The 20819-nt window shown below is 71.8% G+C and carries 22 protein-coding genes; 7 read left to right on the top strand and 15 right to left on the bottom strand.

The genetic code is table 11. The features are described 5' to 3' along the window. Positions 1–175: 175 nt before the first annotated feature. The 4 genes from ACFCXS_RS19950 to fabG all read right to left on the bottom strand — a co-directional run bounded on the left by ACFCXS_RS19950 (position 176) and on the right by fabG (position 4267). Positions 176–859, bottom strand: a complete 684-nt coding sequence (locus tag ACFCXS_RS19950) for a uracil-DNA glycosylase (RefSeq protein WP_376644673.1) — start codon at positions 857–859, stop codon at positions 176–178. A gap of 92 nt (positions 860–951) precedes the next feature. Further along, the gene (locus tag ACFCXS_RS19945) at positions 952–2538 is read right to left on the bottom strand and encodes an ABC transporter substrate-binding protein (protein WP_376644672.1); all 1587 of its coding nucleotides are present in this window, start codon (positions 2536–2538) and stop codon (positions 952–954) included. Between the two features lie 196 nt (positions 2539–2734). Next, positions 2735–3493, bottom strand: a complete 759-nt coding sequence (locus tag ACFCXS_RS19940; RefSeq protein WP_053674161.1) for an SDR family oxidoreductase — start codon at positions 3491–3493, stop codon at positions 2735–2737. A 12-nt stretch (positions 3494–3505) separates the two neighbouring features. Continuing rightward, the gene (gene fabG, locus ACFCXS_RS19935) at positions 3506–4267 is read right to left on the bottom strand and encodes a 3-oxoacyl-ACP reductase FabG (protein WP_376644671.1); all 762 of its coding nucleotides are present in this window, start codon (positions 4265–4267) and stop codon (positions 3506–3508) included. Positions 4268–4497: 230 nt separating this feature from the next. Between fabG and ACFCXS_RS19930 the strand changes: the two genes are divergently transcribed. After that, a complete protein-coding gene (locus ACFCXS_RS19930; protein ID WP_376644670.1) occupies positions 4498–4965 on the top strand; it encodes an excalibur calcium-binding protein in 468 nt (155 codons plus the stop codon). A gap of 14 nt (positions 4966–4979) precedes the next feature. On the opposite strand, the gene ACFCXS_RS19925 is transcribed toward ACFCXS_RS19930, so the two are convergent. Together ACFCXS_RS19925 and ACFCXS_RS19920 are read right to left on the bottom strand one after the other, a co-directional pair. Then, positions 4980–5393, bottom strand: coding sequence for a DUF3037 domain-containing protein (locus ACFCXS_RS19925; RefSeq protein WP_376644669.1), 414 nt, complete (start codon positions 5391–5393; stop codon positions 4980–4982). Further along, positions 5390–6145 (bottom strand): HipA family kinase, encoded by a 756-nt coding sequence (locus tag ACFCXS_RS19920; RefSeq protein ID WP_376644668.1) that lies wholly within the window; start codon positions 6143–6145, stop codon positions 5390–5392. The genes ACFCXS_RS19925 and ACFCXS_RS19920 overlap by 4 nt, the downstream gene beginning before the upstream one ends. A gap of 200 nt (positions 6146–6345) precedes the next feature. On the opposite strand from ACFCXS_RS19920, the gene ACFCXS_RS19915 reads away from it, so the two are divergent. Further along, positions 6346–6816, top strand: a complete 471-nt coding sequence (locus ACFCXS_RS19915; RefSeq protein ID WP_376644667.1) for a Rieske (2Fe-2S) protein — start codon at positions 6346–6348, stop codon at positions 6814–6816. On the opposite strand, the gene ACFCXS_RS19910 is transcribed toward ACFCXS_RS19915, so the two are convergent. Continuing rightward, complete coding sequence (locus ACFCXS_RS19910) at positions 6803–7453, bottom strand: cysteine hydrolase (RefSeq protein ID WP_376644666.1); 651 nt, start codon at positions 7451–7453, stop codon at positions 6803–6805. The two genes, ACFCXS_RS19915 and ACFCXS_RS19910, sit on opposite strands and share 14 nt — an antisense overlap. A gap of 134 nt (positions 7454–7587) precedes the next feature. Here ACFCXS_RS19910 and ACFCXS_RS19905 point away from each other — a divergent pair, with 134 nt between their 5' ends. Further along, the gene (locus ACFCXS_RS19905; protein WP_376644665.1) at positions 7588–8058 is read left to right on the top strand and encodes a pyridoxamine 5'-phosphate oxidase family protein; all 471 of its coding nucleotides are present in this window, start codon (positions 7588–7590) and stop codon (positions 8056–8058) included. A gap of 14 nt (positions 8059–8072) precedes the next feature. Here the strand turns inward: ACFCXS_RS19905 and ACFCXS_RS19900 are convergent, their stop codons facing one another. Then, entirely contained in the window at positions 8073–8975 is a 903-nt protein-coding gene (locus ACFCXS_RS19900; protein ID WP_376644664.1) for a LysR family transcriptional regulator, read from the bottom strand. Positions 8976–9050: 75 nt separating this feature from the next. On the opposite strand from ACFCXS_RS19900, the gene ACFCXS_RS19895 reads away from it, so the two are divergent. Next, complete coding sequence (locus tag ACFCXS_RS19895) at positions 9051–10004, top strand: DMT family transporter (RefSeq protein WP_376644663.1); 954 nt, start codon at positions 9051–9053, stop codon at positions 10002–10004. A 277-nt stretch (positions 10005–10281) separates the two neighbouring features. On the opposite strand, the gene ACFCXS_RS19890 is transcribed toward ACFCXS_RS19895, so the two are convergent. Next, positions 10282–11613 carry an aminotransferase class I/II-fold pyridoxal phosphate-dependent enzyme gene (locus tag ACFCXS_RS19890; protein ID WP_376644662.1) on the bottom strand — a complete coding sequence of 444 codons (1332 nt, stop codon included), beginning with the start codon at positions 11611–11613 and terminating at the stop codon, positions 10282–10284. A 35-nt stretch (positions 11614–11648) separates the two neighbouring features. Here ACFCXS_RS19890 and ACFCXS_RS19885 point away from each other — a divergent pair, with 35 nt between their 5' ends. After that, entirely contained in the window at positions 11649–12335 is a 687-nt protein-coding gene (locus ACFCXS_RS19885) for a pyridoxamine 5'-phosphate oxidase family protein (RefSeq protein WP_376644661.1), read from the top strand. A 135-nt stretch (positions 12336–12470) separates the two neighbouring features. Here the strand turns inward: ACFCXS_RS19885 and ACFCXS_RS19880 are convergent, their stop codons facing one another. The 3 genes from ACFCXS_RS19880 to ACFCXS_RS19870 form a co-directional block, all read right to left on the bottom strand. Next, entirely contained in the window at positions 12471–13415 is a 945-nt protein-coding gene (locus ACFCXS_RS19880) for a DMT family transporter (protein WP_376644660.1), read from the bottom strand. Between the two features lie 231 nt (positions 13416–13646). After that, positions 13647–14651, bottom strand: coding sequence for a DMT family transporter (locus tag ACFCXS_RS19875; RefSeq protein WP_376644987.1), 1005 nt, complete (start codon positions 14649–14651; stop codon positions 13647–13649). An 86-nt stretch (positions 14652–14737) separates the two neighbouring features. Next, positions 14738–15322, bottom strand: coding sequence for a Clp protease N-terminal domain-containing protein (locus ACFCXS_RS19870; protein ID WP_376644659.1), 585 nt, complete (start codon positions 15320–15322; stop codon positions 14738–14740). 194 nt (positions 15323–15516) lie between these two features. Between ACFCXS_RS19870 and ACFCXS_RS19865 the strand changes: the two genes are divergently transcribed. Further along, positions 15517–15945, top strand: a complete 429-nt coding sequence (locus ACFCXS_RS19865; RefSeq protein ID WP_376644658.1) for an SRPBCC family protein — start codon at positions 15517–15519, stop codon at positions 15943–15945. A gap of 60 nt (positions 15946–16005) precedes the next feature. Here the strand turns inward: ACFCXS_RS19865 and ACFCXS_RS19860 are convergent, their stop codons facing one another. Continuing rightward, on the bottom strand, positions 16006–16641 hold the full coding sequence (locus ACFCXS_RS19860) for a PadR family transcriptional regulator (protein WP_376644657.1): 636 nt from the start codon (positions 16639–16641) through the stop codon (positions 16006–16008). 308 nt (positions 16642–16949) lie between these two features. Between ACFCXS_RS19860 and ACFCXS_RS19855 the strand changes: the two genes are divergently transcribed. Beyond that, complete coding sequence (locus tag ACFCXS_RS19855; RefSeq protein WP_376644656.1) at positions 16950–17777, top strand: PhzF family phenazine biosynthesis protein; 828 nt, start codon at positions 16950–16952, stop codon at positions 17775–17777. Between the two features lie 41 nt (positions 17778–17818). Here the strand turns inward: ACFCXS_RS19855 and ACFCXS_RS19850 are convergent, their stop codons facing one another. Together ACFCXS_RS19850 and ACFCXS_RS19845 are read right to left on the bottom strand one after the other, a co-directional pair. Further along, on the bottom strand, positions 17819–18619 hold the full coding sequence (locus ACFCXS_RS19850) for a CPBP family intramembrane glutamic endopeptidase (protein ID WP_376644655.1): 801 nt from the start codon (positions 18617–18619) through the stop codon (positions 17819–17821). A 252-nt stretch (positions 18620–18871) separates the two neighbouring features. After that, complete coding sequence (locus tag ACFCXS_RS19845; protein ID WP_376644654.1) at positions 18872–20389, bottom strand: glutamate-cysteine ligase family protein; 1518 nt, start codon at positions 20387–20389, stop codon at positions 18872–18874. Between the last annotated feature and the right edge of the window lie 430 nt (positions 20390–20819).

Genomic DNA, 20819 nt, shown 5'->3' with positions numbered 1-20819 from the left:
CGCTAACCGCAGGCGGGGGCGATCCGGCTCAGGCGGCTCCGCACACCACCGGCCCCGTCACGGCACGCTCCACGGCCACGGCCACGGCCACGGACACCCTCGACCCCCGCACGGCACAGCCCGCGCCGTCGGACACCCCCGAGCCCGTCACCGCACGCCCCGGGACCGGCAGGCCTCAGCCCAGGTTCGGGATCGTCCAATCGATCGGCGTGTGGCCCTGCGCCGCCACGGCCTCGTTGATCTGCGTGAAGGGGCGCGAGCCGAAGAACTTCTTCGCCGACAGGGGCGAGGGATGGGCGCCCTTGACCACGATGTGCCGGGACTGGTCGATCAGCGGAAGCTTCTTCTGCGCGTAGTTGCCCCACAGCACGAAGACCGCCGGGTCGGGGCGCTCGGCCACGGCGCGGATCACGGCGTCCGTGAACTTCTCCCAGCCACGGCCCTTGTGCGAGTTGGCCTCGCCGCCGCGGACCGTGAGGACCGCGTTGAGCAGCAGCACGCCCTGCTCGGCCCACGGCATCAGGTAGCCGTTGTCCGGGATCGGCGTGCCCAGCTCCTGGTGCATCTCCTTGTAGATGTTGCGCAGGGACGGCGGGATCCGCACGCCCGGCCGGACCGAGAAGCACAGCCCGTGCCCCTGCCCTTCACCGTGGTACGGGTCCTGACCGAGGATCAGGACCTTGACCCCGTCGTACGGCGTGGCGTCCAGAGCCGCGAAGACCTCCTCGCGCGGCGGGTGGACGGGACCCTTCGCCCGCTCCTCCTCGACGAACTCCGTCAGCTCCTTGAACCAGGGCTGCTGCAGCTCGTCGCCCAGAACCCCGCGCCAGGACTCGGGCAGCATGGCGGTGTCGGTCACGTCAACGTCCTCACGATGTGCGGTCACTTCCAGGCCTCAGAACCTACAGGCGACCACTGACAACGCGCCCGGGAAGGCGGGTGCCGAACCGCCTACCAGGCGGTCTTGCGGTGCAGCTCCCACATCATCATGATCGTCGACGGGTCCATGGCCCGCTCGGCGCCCGAGACGTCCCGGCTGGCCGCCACGTACTGCCGGCCCTGCCACAGCGGCAGCAGCCGCGCGTCGTCCACGAGGATCTGCTGGGCCTCCTCGAACTCCTTCACCACGTTCGCGCGGTCGCTCTCCCGGCGCGAGCGGGGCAGCAGGTCGCCGGTGATCTCGGGCGCCGGGTAAGGCGTGCCGAGGGCGTTCTGGTCACCGACGAACGGCGCGATGAAGTTCTCGGCGTCCGGGAAGTCGGGGAACCAGCCGCGCCCGAAGACCGGGTACTCGCCCTTCCGGTAGCCCTCGACGTACGTCTTCCACGGCCGGCTCTTCAGGCTGATCGTGAACAGGCCGGAGGCCTCGAGCTGGCGCTTCAGCTCCTTGAACTCCCCTGCAGTCTCGGAGCCGTAGCGGTCGCTGGTGTACCAGAGGGTGAGCGGGACGCGCTGGTTGATGCCCGCTTCGGTGAGGATCTTGCGGGCCTTGGCGACGTCGGGGTCGCCGTAGTCGTCGAAGAAGCCCGTGGTGTGACCCGTGAGGCCCTTGGGGACCATGGAGTACAGCGGGTCGACGGTGTCCTTGTAGACCTTGTGGGCGATCGCCGCCCGGTCGACGACCTGCGCGATGGCCTGGCGCACCGCCTTCTTGTTGGCCCAGGAGTCCTTCGGGTTGAACACCAGGTAGTTGATGTCGGTGCCGGTGCCCTCGACGAGCTGGATCTCCTCGTCCTTCGAGGACTTGCTCTGGAGCTCGACGACGTCACCCGCCGCCAGACCGCGGTAGGTCACGTCGATCTTCTTGTCCCGCAGCGCCGTCACCATGGCGTCGGAGTCCTGGAAGTAGCGGACGGTCACCGCGTCGTTCCGGCGCTCCGCGTAGCCCTTGTAGGAGTCGTTGCGCACGAGGACGGCCTCTTTGCCGTCGTCGTACGAGTCGAGGGTGTACGGCCCGGACCCGACCACGTCGGCGCCCTTGCGCAGGCTGTCGTCCGGGTAGGCGTCCGGGGACACGATCGACATGGCGGGGGTGGCGAGCACGAACGGGAAGGTCGAGTCGGGCTTGTTGAGGTGGAAGATCACCTCACGCTCGTTGGGTGCCTGGACCCGTTCGAGGCTGCCCAGGAGACCGGCGGGGCCGCCGTTGACGTTGATCTTGCGGATCCGGTCGAACGAGTACTTCACGGCCCGGGCGTCGAGCGCGTCGCCGTTGGAGAACTTCAGGCCCTCGCGCAGCTCGCAGCGGTAGACCTGGTTCGAGGAGTCGCTGAAGCCGCAGCTCTCGGCGGCGTCCGGCTGAGGCGTGCTCGCGCCCGTCGGATAGCTCAGGAGTGTCTGGTAGATGTTCCGGAACAGCTCCCAGGAGCTGTCCCACGACGCGGCAGGGTCGAGCGTGCTGGGCGCGCTGGTGGTGCCCACGACGATCGGTCCTTCGTCCTCCGGAGTGTCGGACGACAGCACGCCGCATCCGGCGAGCAGGGCCGATATGGACGCGATGGCCGCCACCCGCCGCAGGCATCGGTTCCGCTTGAACACGCGCACGCTCCTCGATCTGCCATACCAAGGGTCGGCAGACCATACCGCAGTGCCGCGCCGCCTGCCCCTCCCCGTCCATGACCTCTTGATCGATAAACCTTTGACGACGTTGTCACCGCACTTTGCGGTGTTTTTACGCCCGCACGGGCGCCGTTCGTGTCGACGGCGCCCGTGCGGGCCGCGTGCGCGGTCCTCGTCAGCCGGTTCCGGCGTTGAGGAAGATGCCGCCGTCGACGACGAGCGTCTGGCCGGTGACCCAGTCGGACTGCCCGGAGGTGAGGAAGGCGGCCGCGCCCCCGATGTCGGAGGGCACGCCGAGCCGGCCGAGCGGGTAGGCCGCCGCGGCCTCCTCCTCCCGGCCCTCGTACAGGGCCTGGGCGAACTTGGTCTTCACGACGGCCGGGGCGATCGCGTTGACCCGCACCTTGGGTGCGAACTCGTGCGCGAGCTGCACGGTGAGGTTGATCATCGCGGCCTTGCTGACGCCGTAGGCGCCGATGAACGGCGAGGGCGACAGGCCCGCGACGGAGGCGATGTTGACGATCGCGCCGCCGTTGTCCTTCTGCCAGGCGTGCCAGGTCCGCTGGGCGAAGCCGAGCGCCGAGACGACGTTGGTCTCGAACACCTTGCGGGCGACGTTCAGGTCCAGGTCGGCGATCGGGCCGAACACCGGGTTGGTGCCGGCGTTGTTGACCAGGTAGTCGACGCGGCCGAAGGCCTCCATCGTGCGCTCGACGGCGACGGCCTGGTGGGCCTCGTCGTGCGCCTTGCCCGCCACGTAGACGGCGCGGTCGGCGCCGAGCTGCTCGACGGCCTCCTTGAGTGCGTCCTCGTTGCGGCCGGTGATGCACACGCGGTCGCCGCGCGCGACGAGGGCCTCGGCCACGCCGTAGCCGATGCCGCGGCTGGCGCCCGTGACGAGGGCGACCTTGCCGGAGAGTTCCACGGAAGTCATGTTCTTCGTCCTCTAGTCGAGCGGTCCGCCGGCCACGTACAGCACCTGGCCGGAGACGAATCCGGCCGCCTCGCCGGTGAAGAAGGCGATGGCGTTGGCGATGTCCTCCGGCTCACCGACCCGGGCCACCGGGATCTGGGTGGCGGCGGCGGCCTTGAAGTCCTCGAAGCCCATGCCGACGCGGTCGGCGGTGGCCTTGGTCATCTCGGTCGCGATGAAGCCGGGGGCGACGGAGTTGGCGGTGACGCCGAACTTTCCGAGCTCCTTGGCGAGGGTCTTGGTGAAGCCCTGCAGACCCGCCTTGGCGGCCGAGTAGTTCACCTGGCCGCGGTTGCCGAGCGCGGACGACGAGGACAGGTTGACGATCCGGCCGAAGCCCGCGTCCACCATGTGCTTCTGGCAGGCCTTGGACATCAGGAAGGCGCCGCGCAGGTGCACGTTCATGACGGTGTCCCAGTCGGAGACGCTCATCTTGAACAGCAGGTTGTCGCGCAGCACGCCCGCGTTGTTGACCAGGATCACCGGGGCGCCGAGCTCCTCGGCGATCCGCGCGATGGCCGCCTCGACCTGTGCCTCGTCGGAGACGTCGCAACCGACGGCGATGGCCTTGCCGCCGGCGGCGGTGATCTTCTCGACGGTGTCCTTGCAGGCCGCCTCGTCGAGGTCGAGCACGGCGACCGCGCGGCCCTCGGCGGCCAGTCGTACGGCGGTGGCGGCACCGATGCCGCGCGCGGCACCGGTCACGACGGCAACCCGCTGCTCAGTGGTGGACATGACTGCTACTCCTCAGGTGAGCGACCGCTTAGTACCTTCAGTGGGTGTGACGCTAGAAGCCCTGGCACGCGGTGTCAACGGCCGGGGGCGGCATGTGATCCATCACCCGGGCCCGCCTGGGCCCGCGGCGCCCCCGGGGACACCCGATCGGCCCATGGCGGCGCGCCGCCGCGCCCCTCGGCGCCTAGCGTCGGAGCGCGAGCCACCCATGACCGGAAGGGAGGCGCTCCATGCGCCGTCGCACCGGTGTCACGGGCGCGCTGTTCGCGATCGCCGCGATCGTGCCCATGGCCGACCCCGCTCACGCCCGGCAGGACCTGGACTGCCGGGACTTCGCCTTCCAGGAGGACGCGCAGGCCGTCTTCGACGCGGACCCGAGCGACCCCAACAGGCTGGACGAGGACCAGGGCCCCGACGACGGCGTCGCCTGCGAGGCACTGGCCCGCCGCGGGATCATCAACCCCACGACGTCGCCCATCTCGCCCAGCCCCCTCACCAGTCCGTCCGTGAGTCCCTCGATCAGTACCTCCGCTCCCGTCACCATCACTCCCACCAGCCCCCCGAGCCAAGGTGTGCGGGGCGGGCTCGGGGGCGCGGTGGCCTCGGGGCCGAGCGACTGGGACCTCGCGATCGGCCTGACCTTCGCCGTGGGTGCCACTCTCGCCGCCGGCTACGTGGTGAGGCGCCGCCGGCGCTGACGGCCGGGTGTCCGTCACCTCACCAGCAGGTCCAGCAACCGCTCGGTCTCCGCCGCCGGGTCCGTGGTCAGGCCGGTGTGCACCGGACCTGGCTGGACGATCGTGGAGCGGGGTGCGACGAGCCAGCGGAAACGGCGGCCCGGGTCGTCGGAGGCCGCCTGCCCGGCCGCGCTCCCACCCGTGCACAGGCCCTCCACGGCCGCCAGGGCGGCTCGGACCCCGGCCACGTCGGCCAGGGGGTCGAGGGCCAGCAGGCGGGTCTCGTCGAGGTGGGTGCGGGCACCGACGTAGGCCTCGGCGCGGCAGTAGACCAGGATCCCGGCGTTGATGCATTCGCCGCGTTCCACGCGCGGGACGACGCGCAGCAGGGCGTACTCGTAGACGTGGCGGTCCCGTGGCCCGCCCCTGATGATGTGCCGGTCGTTCACTTCAGCCCCTGGATGCGGTCGTGGATGACGGCGGCCCGTGCCAGCAGCGGGCGCGCGTAGGCCTGCCTCAGATCGTCCGGCGCGGCGAAGCCGGGTTCGTCCGTGAGCCAGGTGTCCGGGATCTGCGCGGTGACCTCGGCGAGCAGATCCTCGGTGACCAGGGGCGCCAACTCGGCGGCGGCGGAGGCGACATCGGGCGCGAAGGACGCCAGCGCGTGGTCGGAGGCGTCGTACGGGCGGGCTGCGGAGGCCTGCACGCCGGGCCAGTTGTGGTGCCAGATCATCGTCGCGCCGTGGTCGACCAGCCACAGCTCGCCCCGCCACCTGAGCAGGTTGGGGTTGCGCCAGGACCGGTCGACGTTGTTGATCAGCGCGTCGAACCAGACCACGCGGCCGGCTTCCTCGGGGCTCACCGGGAACGCGAGCGGGTCGAAGCCGAGCGCGCCGGAGAGGAAGTCCATGCCGAGGTTGGTGCCGCCGCTGGACCGGAGCAGGCTCTGCACCTGCTCCTCCGGTTCACCCAGCCCCAAGTCGGGGTCGAGCTCCACGGTGACGAGGCGCGGCATGCGCAGCCCCAGCCGCCGGGCGAGTTCCCCGCACACCACCTCGGCGACGAGGGTCTTGCGGCCCTGTCCCGCGCCGGTGAACTTCAGGACGTAGGTGCCGAGGTCGTCCGCCTCGACCAGACCCGGCAGCGAACCGCCCTCGCGCAGGGGCGCGATGAAACGGGTCGCGATCACTTCCTTGAGCATCGCCCCAGGTTACTGACGTACCCGGCGGCCGTGGCGACGGCCTCGCGGGGAGGGCGGGCCGCAACCCGACAGCAAGCCGACAGCTCCGCTTTACCCGTCTCCTTCCCCGGACGGGTCAGGATTTCGGCAGGGTCTGAACAGCCGGTCCCCAGGGGCCGTACCTCTCGGCAGATCACGAACCCCCCGGAAGGAACGTCAGCATGACCAGCGAATCAGTTCAGCCGATGTCGGGACCGAACCGCCGCAGCGTCGTGGCGGCGGTCGGCGCGGCGGGGCTCACCGTGGCACTGACGGCGTGCGGTTCGGAGGACAAGGCGTCCGACCCGTCCACCGGGCAGGGTGCGAACGAAGGGGGCGGCTCGTCCGCCGGAGCGGGGGCCGGTGGCGCGGCGCTCGCGAAGACCGCCGAGATCCCCGAGGGCGGCGGCAAGATCTTCAAGGACGAGAAGGTCGTGGTCTCCCAGCCGACGGCGGGCGAGTTCAAGGCGTTCTCGACGATCTGCACCCATCGGCAGTGTCCGATGGTGGACCTCAAGGACGACATCATCTCCTGCACCTGCCACGGCAGCCAGTTCTCCGTCCTCGACGGCAGCGTGAAGCGCAAGCCGGCGGTCGAACCGCTCGAGGAGAAGCAGATCACGGTGAAGGGCGACTCGATCACACTCGCCTGACCCCACGCGGACGCTCCAGGCACGCCAGGACCTCGTCCGTGGTCGCGACCGTGGCGACCAGCGCGAGGGTGTGGCGGATCATCGCGGGGGTGTAGTCGGCGGGCACTCCCGCGATGGCGTCCGCCGGGACCACGACGGTGTAGCCGCGGTTCACGGCGTCGAACACGGCATTGGGGACGGCCACGTTGGCCGAGACCCCGGTGACGATCAGCGTGCGGCAGCCGAGGTTGCGCAGCAGGGGATCGACGTCGGTGCCCTGCAGGGGTGACAGCCCGTGCAGACGCCGTACGACGAGATCCTCCTCGGCGACCTCGATCGGAGCGGCCACCCGCACCGCCGGCGAACCGGTCAGCTGTTGCACGGGAAGTCGTGCGGCGGCGCGGAAGAGCCGGGCGTTGCGGCCTGCGCCGCGGCCGTCGGGGCGACGCTCTGCGACGGCGTGGACGACCTGGACGCCGCCGTCGTGGGCGGCCGCCACCAGACGGGCGACATTGGCGAGGACGCCGCCGGCGCGTGCCTGTTGGGCGAGTTCGGGCAGGGCGCTGTCGGCCCCGACGACGCCTTCCTGGCACTCGACGGTGAGCAGCACGGTGGTGCGCGGTTCGAGGAGTTCGCTGAGCGCTGTGTACGAGGGCACGGGTTTCCCCCTGTCACCGGCGGCAGGGCGGGCGAGCGTAGCGACCATTGCGTACGGAGGGAAGAGCACTCATCCTTTTCTGACGTGATGTCAGAGGATCTCCTCTGGCACGACGTGGGAGAAAGAGGGGGAGCATGACCGTCACGCAGCAGCGCAGGGGCCGGAAGATCATGATGACGCCGGGCGAGCTGGACGAGTTCCTGACCACTCAGCGCACCTGCCGGGTCGCCACGGTGTCGGCCGGCGGGGCGCCGCACGTGAGCACGCTGTGGTTCGCGTGGGACGGCACCTCGATGTGGCTGTACTCGGTCGTACGCAGCAAGCGGTGGACCGATCTGCGGCGCGATCCGCGGGTGGCGATCGTGGTCGACACCGGCGAGGAGTACGACGAGCTGCGCGGCGCCGAGCTGTCGGGCACCGTCGAGTTCGTGGGCGAGATACCTCGCACCGGTGAGCTGCGCGCCGAACTCGACGTCCCCGAGATGCTGTTCGCGCGGAAGAACTTCGGCCTGGAGGAGATGCCCCACGACGGCCGGCACGCCTGGATCAGGCTGAGGCCCGAGAAGATCGTCTCCTGGGACTTCCGCAAGCTGGCCGGGCAGTAGCCTCCCGCGCAACGTCAGCCGATCCGCTCCCCCGCCGCCCGCAGGGCCTTCACCGCCGCACGGATCGACGGACGGCGGTCCGCGTCCGCGCGCCAGACGACGTACACGTGCCGCCGGACCCGCTGCCGGAGGGGGACGGTCACCACACCGGCCGGCACGGGGTGGCGGCCGAGCAGCGGGGCGATGCACACCCCGAGGCCCGCGGCGACCAGGGCGAGCTGGGTGTGGGTCTCGGCGGCGCGATGGCCGACGATCGGCTCGACGCCCTTGGAGCGGAGCGTGAACATCAGCCACTCGTGGCAGAACTCGCCGTCGCCCCAGGTGATCCACTCGTCGTCGGCGAACTCTCCGAGGTCGACCTCCGCGCGCTCCGCGAGCCTGTGGTCCACCCGCAGGGCCACCTCGGCCGGGTCGTCCAGGATCGACGCCTTGACCAGGCCCTCGGGCAGCGCCATCGGCTTGTTGTACCAGTCGAGCACGACGGCGAGGTCGAGGTCGCCGCGCACGACTCCGGCGATGCCGTGCTCCGGCTCCAGCTCGCAGGAGCGCAGCCGCAGCGCGGGGTGCTGCTCGCGCAGCGCGGCCAGGGCGTGCGGGAACAGCCCTCGCGCGGCGGTCGGGAACGCCGACAGTCTGAGCTCGCCGACGACCTGCCCGCGCTGCGCCTCCAGGTCGGACTGGGCCAGTTCCACCTGGGACAGGATGCGCGCGGCGTGCTCCGCGAGCAGCCGGCCCGCGTCGGTGAGCCGCACGCCCCGGCCGTTCTTGGCGAGCAGCCGCTGACCGACCTCCCGCTCCAGCTTCGACAACTGCTGCGACACGGCGGACGTCGTGATGTGCAGACCCTCGGCCGCGCCGCTCACCGAGCCGTGCCGGGCGAGGGCGTCGAGGGTGCGCAGGCGCTCCAGATTCAACATGTAAGCAATGCTACGCAGTACCGGGTGCGAAATCTCGATTGTGCTACGAGGTTGCGGTGGCGCATCGTGGCTGCCATGAGCACCGTGACCACCCCCGCCGACCGGGCCGCCACCGCCCCTCCGGCACCGCCGCGCCGTCGCCCCGACTGGCGCCTCCGGTTCGCCGCCCTGTCCCTGATCTGGGGCTTCAGCTTCCTCCTCATCAAGGTGGGCACCGAGACCTACGCGCCGTTCCAGGTGACGCTCGGCCGGCTGGCGTTCGGCACCGCGGTGCTGGCCGCCGCCATGGCCGTGCGACGCGAGCGGCTGCCACGCGGGGCGCGCGTCTGGGGGCATCTGACGGTCGCCGCCTTCCTGCTCAACGCCCTGCCGTTCTCGCTCTTCGCGTATGCCGAGCTGACCATCCCGTCCGCCCTCGCGGGCATCTGCAACGCGACCTCGCCGCTGTGGGGCATGGCGCTGTCCCTGGTCGCCCTGTCGGAGGACCGACCGACCCGGGTGCGGGTGGCGGGGCTCGGGCTGGGCTTCCTCGGGGTCCTCACGGTGCTGGGCGCCTGGCAGGGCTTCGACGCTCTGGACGCCACCGGCACGGCACTGGCCCTGCTCGGCTCCCTCAGCTACCCGATCGGCTGGATCTACGTACGCCGCACCCTCGCCGGCACCGGCCACTCGCACCTGTCGATGACCGGCGCGCAACTGCTGCTCGCCACGGCCCAGCTGGCCGTCGTCACCCCGCTGGTCACGACCCTGCCGACCCGCTTCCCCGTCGTGCCGCTGCTGGCGGTCGCCGCCCTGGGCGCGCTGGGCACGGGCCTCGCGGTGCTCCTCCAGTACGGCCTGGTCGCCGAGGTCGGCCCGACGACCGCCCAGATGGTCACGTACTTCATCCCGGTCATCGCCACGGCCGCGGGCGTCGCGCTCCTCGGCGAGGGGCTCACCTGGTCGACGCCGGTCGGGGCGGTGATCGTGCTGACGGGGGCGGCACTCACCCAGATCCGGCCGAGGTCAGGTCCGGGACCTCGGCAGTAGCCGCAGGGCCCGGCCGTTCAGGCCGGTGTCGCAGCCGTGGCTCCGCACCCGCACCAGACCTGGCCGCTCAGGAGACTCGGCTCCGCCCGGGGCCCGTCCGCCCGGCCCCGCGGCTCAGCCGTGGCTCCGCGCAGGCCATGTCACCCGGTCCGACACACCCGAGGGGTGACTCCGCACAGCGCCCGGCCGCCCGGCCAGACGTCCCAGTCGGTGACTCCGCACGGCGCCCGGCCCGGCGTCCCGGTCGGTGACTCCGCAAGGCGCCCGGTCCGCCCTCTCAGTCGTAACTCCGCGCGGGGGCGGGCTCGAGGGCCGTGGCGATCGCTTCGGCCAGTTTCTCGATCTCGCCGTCGACGAGGGTCGAGACGGTGACCCGGACGCCGGGCGGCGCGTTCAGCCGGAAGCGGGCACCGGGAGCCACGGCCCAGCCGGCGTGCAGCAGCCGGGCGACGGCGGCGGTCTCGTCCGGCACCGGCACCCAGACGTTCATGCCGCTGCGCCCACGGGCCGCGACACCGCGCCGTTCGAGCGCCTTGATCAGCGCGTCCCGCCGCCGCCCGTACGACGCCGCCACCTCGGCCGTGTCCACCGCCCCGTCGGCCCACAGCCGCACCAGGGCCCGCTGCATCAGCCGGCTCACCCAGCCCGGGCCGAGCCGGTGCCGCCCGCGGACCCGGTCGACGGTGACGGCGTCCCCGGTGAGCACGGCGAGGCGCAGATCGGGGCCGTACGCCTTGGCGGCGGAGCGTACGAACGCCCAGTGCCGGGTGACTCCGGCCAGGGGGTGCAGGGGCAGGTCGACGATGCCGTGGCCGTGGTCGTCCTCGATCAGGACGGTCTCCGGATACGCCCGGAGCACGGCTCGCAGTGCACGCGCGCGTGCGGAGCTCACCGCCGCGCCGGTCGGGTTCTGCGCCCGGTCCGTGACGATCAGGGCCCGCGCCCCGGCCTCCAGCGCCCGGCGCACGTCCTGAGCGTACGGCCCGTCGTCGTCGACACCGACGGGTACGGTGCGCAGCCCGAGCGCGGGCACCAGGTCGAGGGTGCGGCCCCAGCCGGGATCCTCGACGGCGACGGTGTCACCGGGCTTGAGGTGGGCCGCCAGCACCCGTTCGACACCGTCCAGGGCGCCGGAGACCACGGCGAGCGGCCCGTCCGGCACGCCGTCGGCGTCGAGCCCGGCCCGCGCGATCCGGGCCAGCTCCGGTTCGACGGGGGTGTCGCCATAGAGCACGGGCGCCCGGTCGCCCTCGGCGGCGGCCGCCGCGAACGCGTCCGCGAGGGCCGGCAGCAGCGCCGGATCCGGATTGCCCTGCGCGACGTCCCGCACCCCGTCGGGGACGTCCACCCGGAAGTGCTCCCGTCCGGTCGTCGCCGGCGCGGGCCGCACCCGGCTGCCGCGCCGCCCCGCCGTCTCGATGACCCCACGCTCGCGCAGGGTCCGGTACGCCGCCGCGACAGTGTTGGGATTCACCCCCAACCGCTCCGCCAACTCCCGCATGGGAGGCAACAGTTGACCAGGCCGCAACTCACCTGCTCCCACCGCGCGCTCGATGCTCGCGGAAATGTCCGCTGCGCGACGCCCACTGATCCGATACTCTCCTAGCACAAAGACAAGTATGCACTAGTGCAATGGAGAGCGCCATGCAGGGGACCTCGCAGACGCCGTCGCAGCCCGACACCGCCTACACCCCGTCCGACCGCACCGTCCCCACCCGCTCCCCGGACCGGGCCTCGTACGACAGGGACCTGGTGCACGCGATACTCGACGAGGCCTACGTCTGCCACCTCGGGTTCGTCCGCGACGGGGCACCCGTCGTGCTGCCCACCCTGTACGCCAGAGTGGGCGAGCGGCTGTACGTGCACGGCTCGACGGGCTCGCGTCCGCTGCGGGCGGCCGGTCAGGCCGGCCCCGGCCTCCGGGTCTGCCTGACGGTCACCCACGTCGACGGTCTGGTCCTGGCCCGCTCGGCCTTCCACCACTCGATCAACTACCGCTCCGTGGTGGTGCACGGCGTCGCCCACGACGTGACGGACCGCGAGGAGAAGCTGCGGGCACTGGACGCGCTGGTCGACCACGTCGTGCCCGGCCGCTCCGCGGACTCCCGCCCCGCCGACAAGAAGGAACTGGCCGCCACGGCCGTGATCCGCCTGGACCTGGACGAGGTCTCCGCGAAGCTGCGCACCGGCGGCGTGAACGACGAGCCGGAGGACCTCGCCCTCCCCCACTGGGCCGGCGTCGTCCCGGTGCGGCGCACCTACGGCACCCCGCTGTCCGACCCCGCCCTGGCCCCGGGCACCGAGCTTCCCGACTACCTCACGGCCCTGTGATGTCGATCCACCCCTGGGACGCGCCGTGCGGCGACACCGAACGGCAACGGTGACCGGCCGCCGCGACGTCGGCCGGCTCGCGGTCAACGGCCCGCCGGGCGAACCGCCCCCGGTCGGAAGTGAGGGACGTACGGGTCAAGCCAAGCGCTCCTCCCTCCTCCGCGCGCCGCGCGCCTCCCCCACCGCCAGGCCTGCCACGGAGCCCAGCATCAGCAGGGTCCCGGCCAGCGTCGCCGTCGTGAGGTGCTCGCCCAGCAGGACGACGGCGAGCACCGCGGCGCCCACCGGTTCGAGCAGCATGATCACCGAGACGGTGGCGGACCGGACGACGGCCGCGCCCGCGAAGTAGAGGCCGTAGGCGAGTGCCGTGGGGACGGCGGCGACATAGAGCAGCAGGAGCACGAGCCGGCCGGGCTCCTCCGTGTGCGGCAACAGCCCCTCCGCCAGGGCGAACGGCAACAGGCACAGGCTCGTGACGGCGAAGGCCCCGGTGGTCGTCCCGGTGCCGTCACCGGCACCGTCGCGACCCCACCGGCGGGTGAGCAGCGTCATCACGCAGTACCCGGCCGCGGACAGCAGGGCGAGCAGCACACCCAGCGGGCGCACGGTCGTGCCGCCGCCCCCGAGGACGAGGACCGCGAGACCGGCGAGGGCGCTCAGGACGGCTGTGGCGCCGCCCCGGCCCAGTCGCTCGGCCAGGGTCAGCCGGGCGCCGAGCGCGATGAGGACGGGTCCCGCGCCCAGCGTGACGACGGTGGCCACGGCGAGGCCGGTGGCGGAGACGGCCGCGAAGTACGCGGTCTGGAAGACGGCGAGCCCGAGACCGGTGACCCCGGCCCGCAGCGCCCGGCGGCCGAGCGGCTGCCGCACGGGGTCCTGGGTGCTCGGCCGCAGCAGGCGCACGGCGAGCAGCAGCACCAGGCCGGTGGCGCAGCGCCAGAAGGAGAGGGCGACGGGCCCCATGTCACTGGCCCGGTAGACCAGGGAGGCGGCCGCGCCCGCGGTGCCCCATGCGACACCGGCGACGATCAGATATAGGAGGCCTCGCCCGACGGGCAGGCCGGAGGCAGTGTTCGACACGTGTTCTCTCCGCAGACGCGCACGGCATGCCGCGCCCGCGTCGGGCGGCGGCCGGGTGCGCGGAAGTTCGGGAAGGGCCCCGGATCAGTCGTGATCAGCGGGGTCCGCGGACTTCGTCTGCGGGCAGCACCGTTCTGCGCGGCGGCTCATCGCCGGGCGCGGTTTCCGGAGGGCCCGCCTCAGGCGGCCGGAGGCGGAAGAACGAGTGCGTTCGAAGGCATGATCGACACCTTAGGTGCCGGTCCCGCGCCTGGACAACTCCCTTTCCGGGCCGCCGCTCGCCACCGGCTGCCCGGATCCCTTGGAAGGCGCCGAGGACTGCGCGATGAACGCGCCCACCAGCACGATCGCTCCGCCGGCGATCTGCGGCGCCGAGAGGTGCTCGCCGAGCAGGACCCAGGCCAGGACGGTGGCGATGACCGCCTCGAGACAAGCCACGACCCCGGCGACCTGCGGGGAGAGCCGGCGCACGGAGACCACACCGGTGACGTAGGCGACGACCGTGGCGACCAGGACGATCCAGGCCAGCAGCACCACGGCGGCGACAGGCCTGCCGTTCATGCTCGCGGTACCCCCGAGCACCGACCAGTCCATGGTCCAGGGCCGGGCGACGACGGTCAGCACGGCCGCGCCGGCCAGCAGCCCGTAGGCGATGACACCGAGCGGGGCGGGCGCCTCGTCACCGGCGTCGCTGCCCTGGTCGGACAGGACGAAGTAGCCGACCTGGCAGCAGGCCGCGCCGAGCGCGAGCAGCAGTCCCAGCGCGTCGAACCCGAGACCCGACCACACCTCCACGACACAGGCGAGTCCGCCCACCGCGAGCACGACACCGACGGCCGCGGAACGCGTGACGGGCCGCTTCTGCACGAACCGCACCCAGCCCAGCACCAGCGCGGGCGCCAGGTACTCGATGAGCAGCGCCACCCCGACGGGGATCCTGGAGAGCGCCGCGAAGTAGCAGGCCTGGACGCCCGCGACGGCCAGCAGCCCGAACCCGGCGAGCAGCCCGGGGCGCCTGCGCACCAGCGCGCGGTGACGCACGGCGAGCGGCAGCATGACCAGGGCAGCCCCGGCCACCCGCAGCCACACCACGTGCAGCGGGTCCAGACCCGCCTCGATCAGCGGTTTGGCGGCGACACCGGATCCGCCGAAGGCCACCGCGGACAGGAGGGCGAGTCCGAGCCCCACGCCCCTGCCGCGCCCGCTCACGCTGCTGTCAGTGGTACGCACCGGCACATGATGACAGGCCGTGACAGGAGCGTCATCCCTCATGACACCTGTCTCACAGCCTGGACGGGACGGCCGGCCCCGCGCCGCGGCGCTCAGTGGGCGGCTTCGCCGCACTCCTCGGCGACGCAGGACCGGCCGTCGAGCCGGGTGAGCACCTCGCCCGGGTCGATGCCGGCCCGCCCGAGCACCTCGACCGCACGCGCCTGGGGGTCGACGACGATCGCCGCGAGCAGGTCGGTGCCACGGGCCGGTCCGCCGCGCTCGGCGGCACGCACGCAGGCGTACTCCATGCACGCGGCGGCGAGCGGGGAGAAACCCGCCGCCCCCGTCACCACGGGGACGGCGCCGGAGTCCTCGACCCCGCTCTGCCAGCGCAAGCCGTACCCGATGCTGCGCTGGACGAGGTAGCCGAGCAGGCGCGCGATCTGCGGCCCCTCGCCGAAGGCGGCACGCACCTCGGCGTCCGACTCCAGCAGTGAGTGGAGCAGATGGGCGGTGTCGATCTGCCGGTCGCCGTCCCGGACGGCCCGGCGCCTGGCACCGCCGACCACCGACGCCAGCTCGTCACTGAGCCTGGCATCGTTGTCCACGCGCTGAATGCCGTGCTCATGGGCCGGCGGCCGGGGGGTACGGGGTTGCACATCCCCTACCCCATCAGCCCCGTGGGGCCGCGTCATCCACGGTACGAAGCATTCTCGCGTCCCACGGGAAGTGGACTCCGCGGCCGCAATCTCCTCCTTACGGAGGAGATCAGGCAGATTCGGGTGGAGACCGCCCCCGTCGCGGCAGGTCTGACAGTTCGTCAGTATTGAACATTGCGGCCGCCGCGGCTACGTTCCGCGCACCCAGCCCGTTACGGAGAGGTGGTCGCATGGCCGAAGTCAGCGCTCAGGCCCGGATCGGGGCGCCGGCCGGCACGGTGTGGGCGAAGCTCACCGACTGGTCCGCGTACGGCGAATGGAACGCGACCCACACGAGCTTCCCGGCGGGCGGCCCGGAGCCCCTGCGAGTGGGCGCGACGTTCCAGGAGAACATGCGGCTGATGAACTTCCCGGCCGAAGTGGCGTGGACCGTGGAGGAACTGGAACCGGCGCGGGTGCTCGCCATCCGCGGCAAGGGCCCGATGGCGGTGACCGTCGCGACGCGCTACACACTGACGCCCGACGGCGATGCCACGACGGTCCGCATCGACGGCGAGTTCACGGGCGCGACGGTGTCCTTGATGGCGGGCAAGCTCAAGGACTCGGCCACGGCAGCCCTGCACGAGTCGCTGCGCAAGCTGGACCGGCTGGTGACCTGACACCCCGGCAAAGCGAGGCGCCCCCGGACCACTCCGGAGGCGCCTCGTGTCCTCTGCTGTTCAGTCCTCGTCGGCGAGGATCAGATACAGCTTCTTGCGGGCCTCGTTGATGACGCCGAGGGCCTTTTCCCGCTGCTCCTTGCTGCCGGTCTTCCAGACCTGGCCGAAGGCTTCCATCAGGCCGAAGCCGGCCTGGCGGATCTCACCGAGAGCCTCCCAGTCGACCCCGCGGGAGGCTTCCTCCCAGGGAGCCTCGGGCCCCTCCTCGGCGGCGTCGCGGCCCGCCCCGGTGAGCGAGAACAGCTTCTTGCCACCCTCGGAGGCACTGGCGATCAGCCCCTCGTCCTCCAGCAACTGGAGGGTGGGGTACACCGAGCCGGGGCTGGGCTTCCACGCCCCGCCGCTGCGCTCGGCGATCTCCTGGATCATCTCGTAGCCGTGCATCGGCCGGTCCTTGAGCAGAGCCAGGATCGAGGCGCGCACGTCACCTCGCCGCGCCCTTCCCCTGGGCCCGCCACGCCCTCGGCCGCCCCAGGGGCCAGGACCGAAGCCCGGTCCACCGGGCCCGCCCCAGCCGGGACCACCCGGGCCCCCCGGCCCGAAAGGACCGAAGGCCGCGCGCAGCCCTTCGAAGCCGCCCCGACCGTGATGCGGGCCGCCGTGTCCATGTCCACGCTCGAATCCGTGGGTACGCATCGCAACCACTCTCCATTTCATCGTTGATCTGTCGCGATGCTTCAACGATATATCGGTAAACTTCGAGCGACAAGCCCCTTCCCGAGATTCGTGCCGGGGCGGGCGGCGCCTCTCGCTCGAGAATCGGGCGAGGAGCGGCCCGGCGGACTGATCTCGGCGATCCGGCGGTAGGGCATCTCCCGGCGCTCGGGCATCAGTGGCGAGCCGGCGGGATTCACCACCACAGGGCATCCCTGCCGGCGGAAATCGGGCCGGCGAGTGCGAATTGGCCTTGGTCCGCTGCGCCATGGGCGCCCTAGCGTCGGGGCATGCGGATCCGAATCGTCGACGCCTTCACCGATCGCCCCTTCTCCGGCAACCCGGCCGGGGTCCTGCTCCTGTCCGGCGCGGACGCCTTCCCGGACGACACCTGGCTGCGGAACGTCGCCCTGGAGGTCAACCACTCCGAGACGGCCTTCGCCCACCCGCTCCCCAAGGGCTCCGAGGCGGACTGGGCGCTGCGCTGGTTCACTCCGGCCACCGAGGTCGCGATGTGCGGCCACGCCACCCTCGCCACCGCCCATGTCCTGCACACGACCGGTGCCCACACGGGGCCGGTGCGGTTCGCCACCCGTAGCGGCGTCCTCGTCGCCACGCCCGCAGCGGACGGCTCCGTCACCCTTGACTTCCCGACGGCCCCGCTCACCCGGATCGATCCGCCCGGAGGTCTCGCCGAGGCGCTGGGCACGGAGGTGCGCACGGTCCTCGACACCGGCCCGAACGTCGGCGATCTGCTCGTCGAGGTCGCCGACGAGAAGACGGTGCGCGCCCTGGCCCCGGACCTGACGGCCCTCGCCGCGCACTCCGAGCGCGGTGTGATCGCCACGGCCCGCGCCGAGGACCCCGCCGGGGGCCACGACTTCGTCTCGCGCTGCTTCTTCCCGAACGTGGGCATCGACGAGGACCCGGTGACCGGCAGCGCCCACACGGCACTCGCCCCGTTCTGGTCCGAGCGCCTGGGCCGTTCCCGCCTCACCGGCCTCCAGGCCTCACCCCGATCCGGCCGGATCCGTACCGAGCTGCGCGGCGACCGCACCCTGCTGACGGGCACGGCAGTCACCGTCATCGAGGGCGATCTGCTGGTCGGAGACGAGTGACGGGGCGCACGACACCCGTCGTGCGCCCCTCGACTCACCGCTCACGCCGTCGGCAGCCAGCCCACCTTGCCCGCCAGCAGCGCGTACCCGACGAACGCCCCGATGTCGAGCAGCGAGTGGGCCACGACGAGTGGGCCGACGCGCCCCCAGCGGCGGTAGAGATACACGAAGACGACGCCCATCACCATGTTCCCGATGAAGCCGCCGATGCCCTGGTAGAGGTGGTACGACCCGCGCAGGACGGCGCTGCCGGCCAGCGCGGCGGTGGGCGTCCAGCCCAGCTGGCCCATGCGACGCAGCAGGTAGCCGACGACGATCACTTCCTCCAGCACGGCGTTCTGGATCGCCGAGAGGATCAGCACCGGGTACTTCCACCACACCGCCGGCAGTGCCTCGGGCACCACGGTGAGGTTGAAGCCGAGGCCGCGGGCCGCCAGGTAGAAGGCGATGCCGGTGCTGCCGATGACCGCGGCGATCGCCGCACCACGACCCAGGTCGGGCCAGGGACGGGTGCGGTCGAAGCCGATCGTGCGCAGGCTCGCGCCCTCGCGGAGCAGGAAGTGCGCGACGAGTGCGACGGGTACGAGCGCCGTGGTGATCCCGAAGAGCTGCCAGGCGAGGTCGAGCCAGGGCCGGCCGGGCGCGGCCGAGGCGTTCATGGTGGCCGCCTGGTCCTTGAGACCGCCCGGCTTGGTGACCGACCCGACGAAGCTGATCAGCGCCGACAGTCCGCTTGCGCCCAGCGACAACGCGAGCACCAGCAGCGTCTCGTTGCGGAGCATCCGCCGTGACAGCCCCTGCTGGGGAATGGAATCGCCCACCGGGCTCGCCTCCGCCTGCACACCCGCCTCCACTTCACCGACCTGTCGGATCAGTATGGCGGCAGCGGGATGCCGGCCCTGAGGCGGCGTCGGCCCGGCGACACGGGCACGCGACGACGCCGGCCCGGAGGCACGGCTCGCGTCGTCGGCCCCGGCTCGCGACACCGGGCCGGCGGCCCCGCCTCGCTGCGTCCAGCACCGCTCGCGTCGTCAGCCCGGCATACGGCGCCGCCCCGGCGGCACCGGCCTCAGAGTCGCCTCCGGCTCACCACGTCACCCCAGCGACGCCGGCTCCGGCAGCCCCACCGGCCAGCTGTGCACCGGCTCGCCCTTGTGCATCAGCTCGCGGTAGCGCCGGGTCGTGGCAGCCAGCGCGTCCTCCCGGGAGAGGCCCGCGTCCAGTGCCTTGTGGAAGGTGGCGGCCTGCCAGCTCGCCCCGTTCACCCGGCGTCGGCACCGCTCCTCGATCACGCCCAGATACAGATCGCGGTCGGCCGGCTCGACACCCCAGGCGTCCAGCCCGGCCTCGGCGAGCGGCAACAGCTCGTCGCGGATCAGGCTCACCGCGTCGACCTGGGTGGTGCCGCTGTACCGGCCGCGCCGGGGCCAGGTGAAGCGGGCGTCGATACCGTCCTTGCACGCCGCGTCGAAGTTGGCGGCGGCCGCCTCGAAGGACAGCCGGGACCACACCGGCCGGGACTCCTCCGCGAGCGCCCGGACGACGCCGTAGAAGAAGGCCGCGTTGGCGACGACGTCGATGACGGTGGGCCCGGCCGGCAGTACACGGTTCTCCACACGAAGATGCGGGACGCCGTCGGCGATGCCGTACACCGGGCGGTTCCAGCGGTAGATCGTGCCGTTGTGCAGGACGAGTTCGGCGAGCGAGGGCGTGCCACCCCGGTCGAGCACCTCCAGCGGATCCTCGTCGTCGCAGATCGGCAGGAGGGCCGGGTAGTAGCGCAGGTTCTCCTCGAAGAGGTCGTACGCCGAGGTGACCCAGCGCTCCCCGAACCAGGTGCGCGGCCGGACGCCCTGGGCCTGGAGCTCGGGCGGGCGGGTGTCGGTGGACTGCTGGAACAGCGGGGGCCTCGACTCGCGCCACAGCTCGCGCCCGAAGAGGAAGGGCGAATTGGCGCCGACGGCGATCTGCGCGGCGGCGACCGCCTGGGCCGCGTTCCACACGTCGGCGAAGCGGGCCGGGGTGACCTGGAGATGCAGCTGCACGGAGGTGCAGGCGGCCTCCGGCGCGATGGACTTCGAGGTGCAGCTCAGGTGCTCCACGCCGTCGATGTCGAGGGTGAACTCCTCGCCGCGGGCGGCCACGATCTGGTCGTTGAGGAGGGTGTACCGGTCGACGTCCGAGAGGTTCGACGACACCAGGTCGTCACGGTCGAGCGTCGGCAGAATACCGATCATCACGATACCCGCGTCGACCTCACCGGCTTTCCGGTCGGCATATGCCAGCGACGTACGGAGTTCCTCCGCGAGACGGTCGAATACCCGGCCCCCCAGGCGGTGTGGGGGAATGTTCACTTCCAGATTGAACATGGCGAGTTCTGTTTGGAAATCGCGACTGGCGATGCGTTCCAGGACTTGCCCGTTCAACATTTTCGGCATGCCGTCGGCGCCCGCGAGATTCAATTCGATCTCCAGCCCCATGAGGTTCCTGGGGCGATCGAACCGCTTCTCCGCCAGGAGTCGCTCCAAGCCCGTCAGGCACTGACGCAGCTTGTCGCGGTAGCGCTGGCGATCGGACAGGTCGAACCGCCCTGCCACGACCTTCTCCCCCATCGAAGCGTCCCTCCTTGGATGATGCGGGCCGGGATCCGGCCGACGGGGCCCCGGTCAGGTGGAGGATGCCCAGCGAAAGCGATCGATAACGTCCCGGACGGACCCGGCGACCGCTACGCTGGACCGGTGTGACCGGTGGCACATTCACTCGGCATGACGCACAGGACAGGTTTCGGGCCTCGGGAACTCGTGAAAAACGCCGACGAGAATGGGCCGACCGGTTCGCGGACATTCGCCGAGGTCACCGTTGCACACCCCCGCATGGAATCGGGATGATTCTCGCGTATCGCCGACCGAATGTACCCTTGTTCTACTCACCGGAAACGGCTAGACGAAACACAGTCTGAACCCGTGTCGTATAAACTCCGCGAACAAGGCAGAAGGCCGGCGCCCACGGTCGATGGGTCCTGCCGCCGAGGCGACGCGGACC

The organism is Streptomyces sp. NPDC056373 (genome assembly GCF_042262425.1).
Taxonomy (GTDB): domain Bacteria; phylum Actinomycetota; class Actinomycetes; order Streptomycetales; family Streptomycetaceae; genus Streptomyces.
Note: the sequence above shows the minus strand (reverse complement) of the source record. Positions and strands in the feature narration are given on the sequence as shown.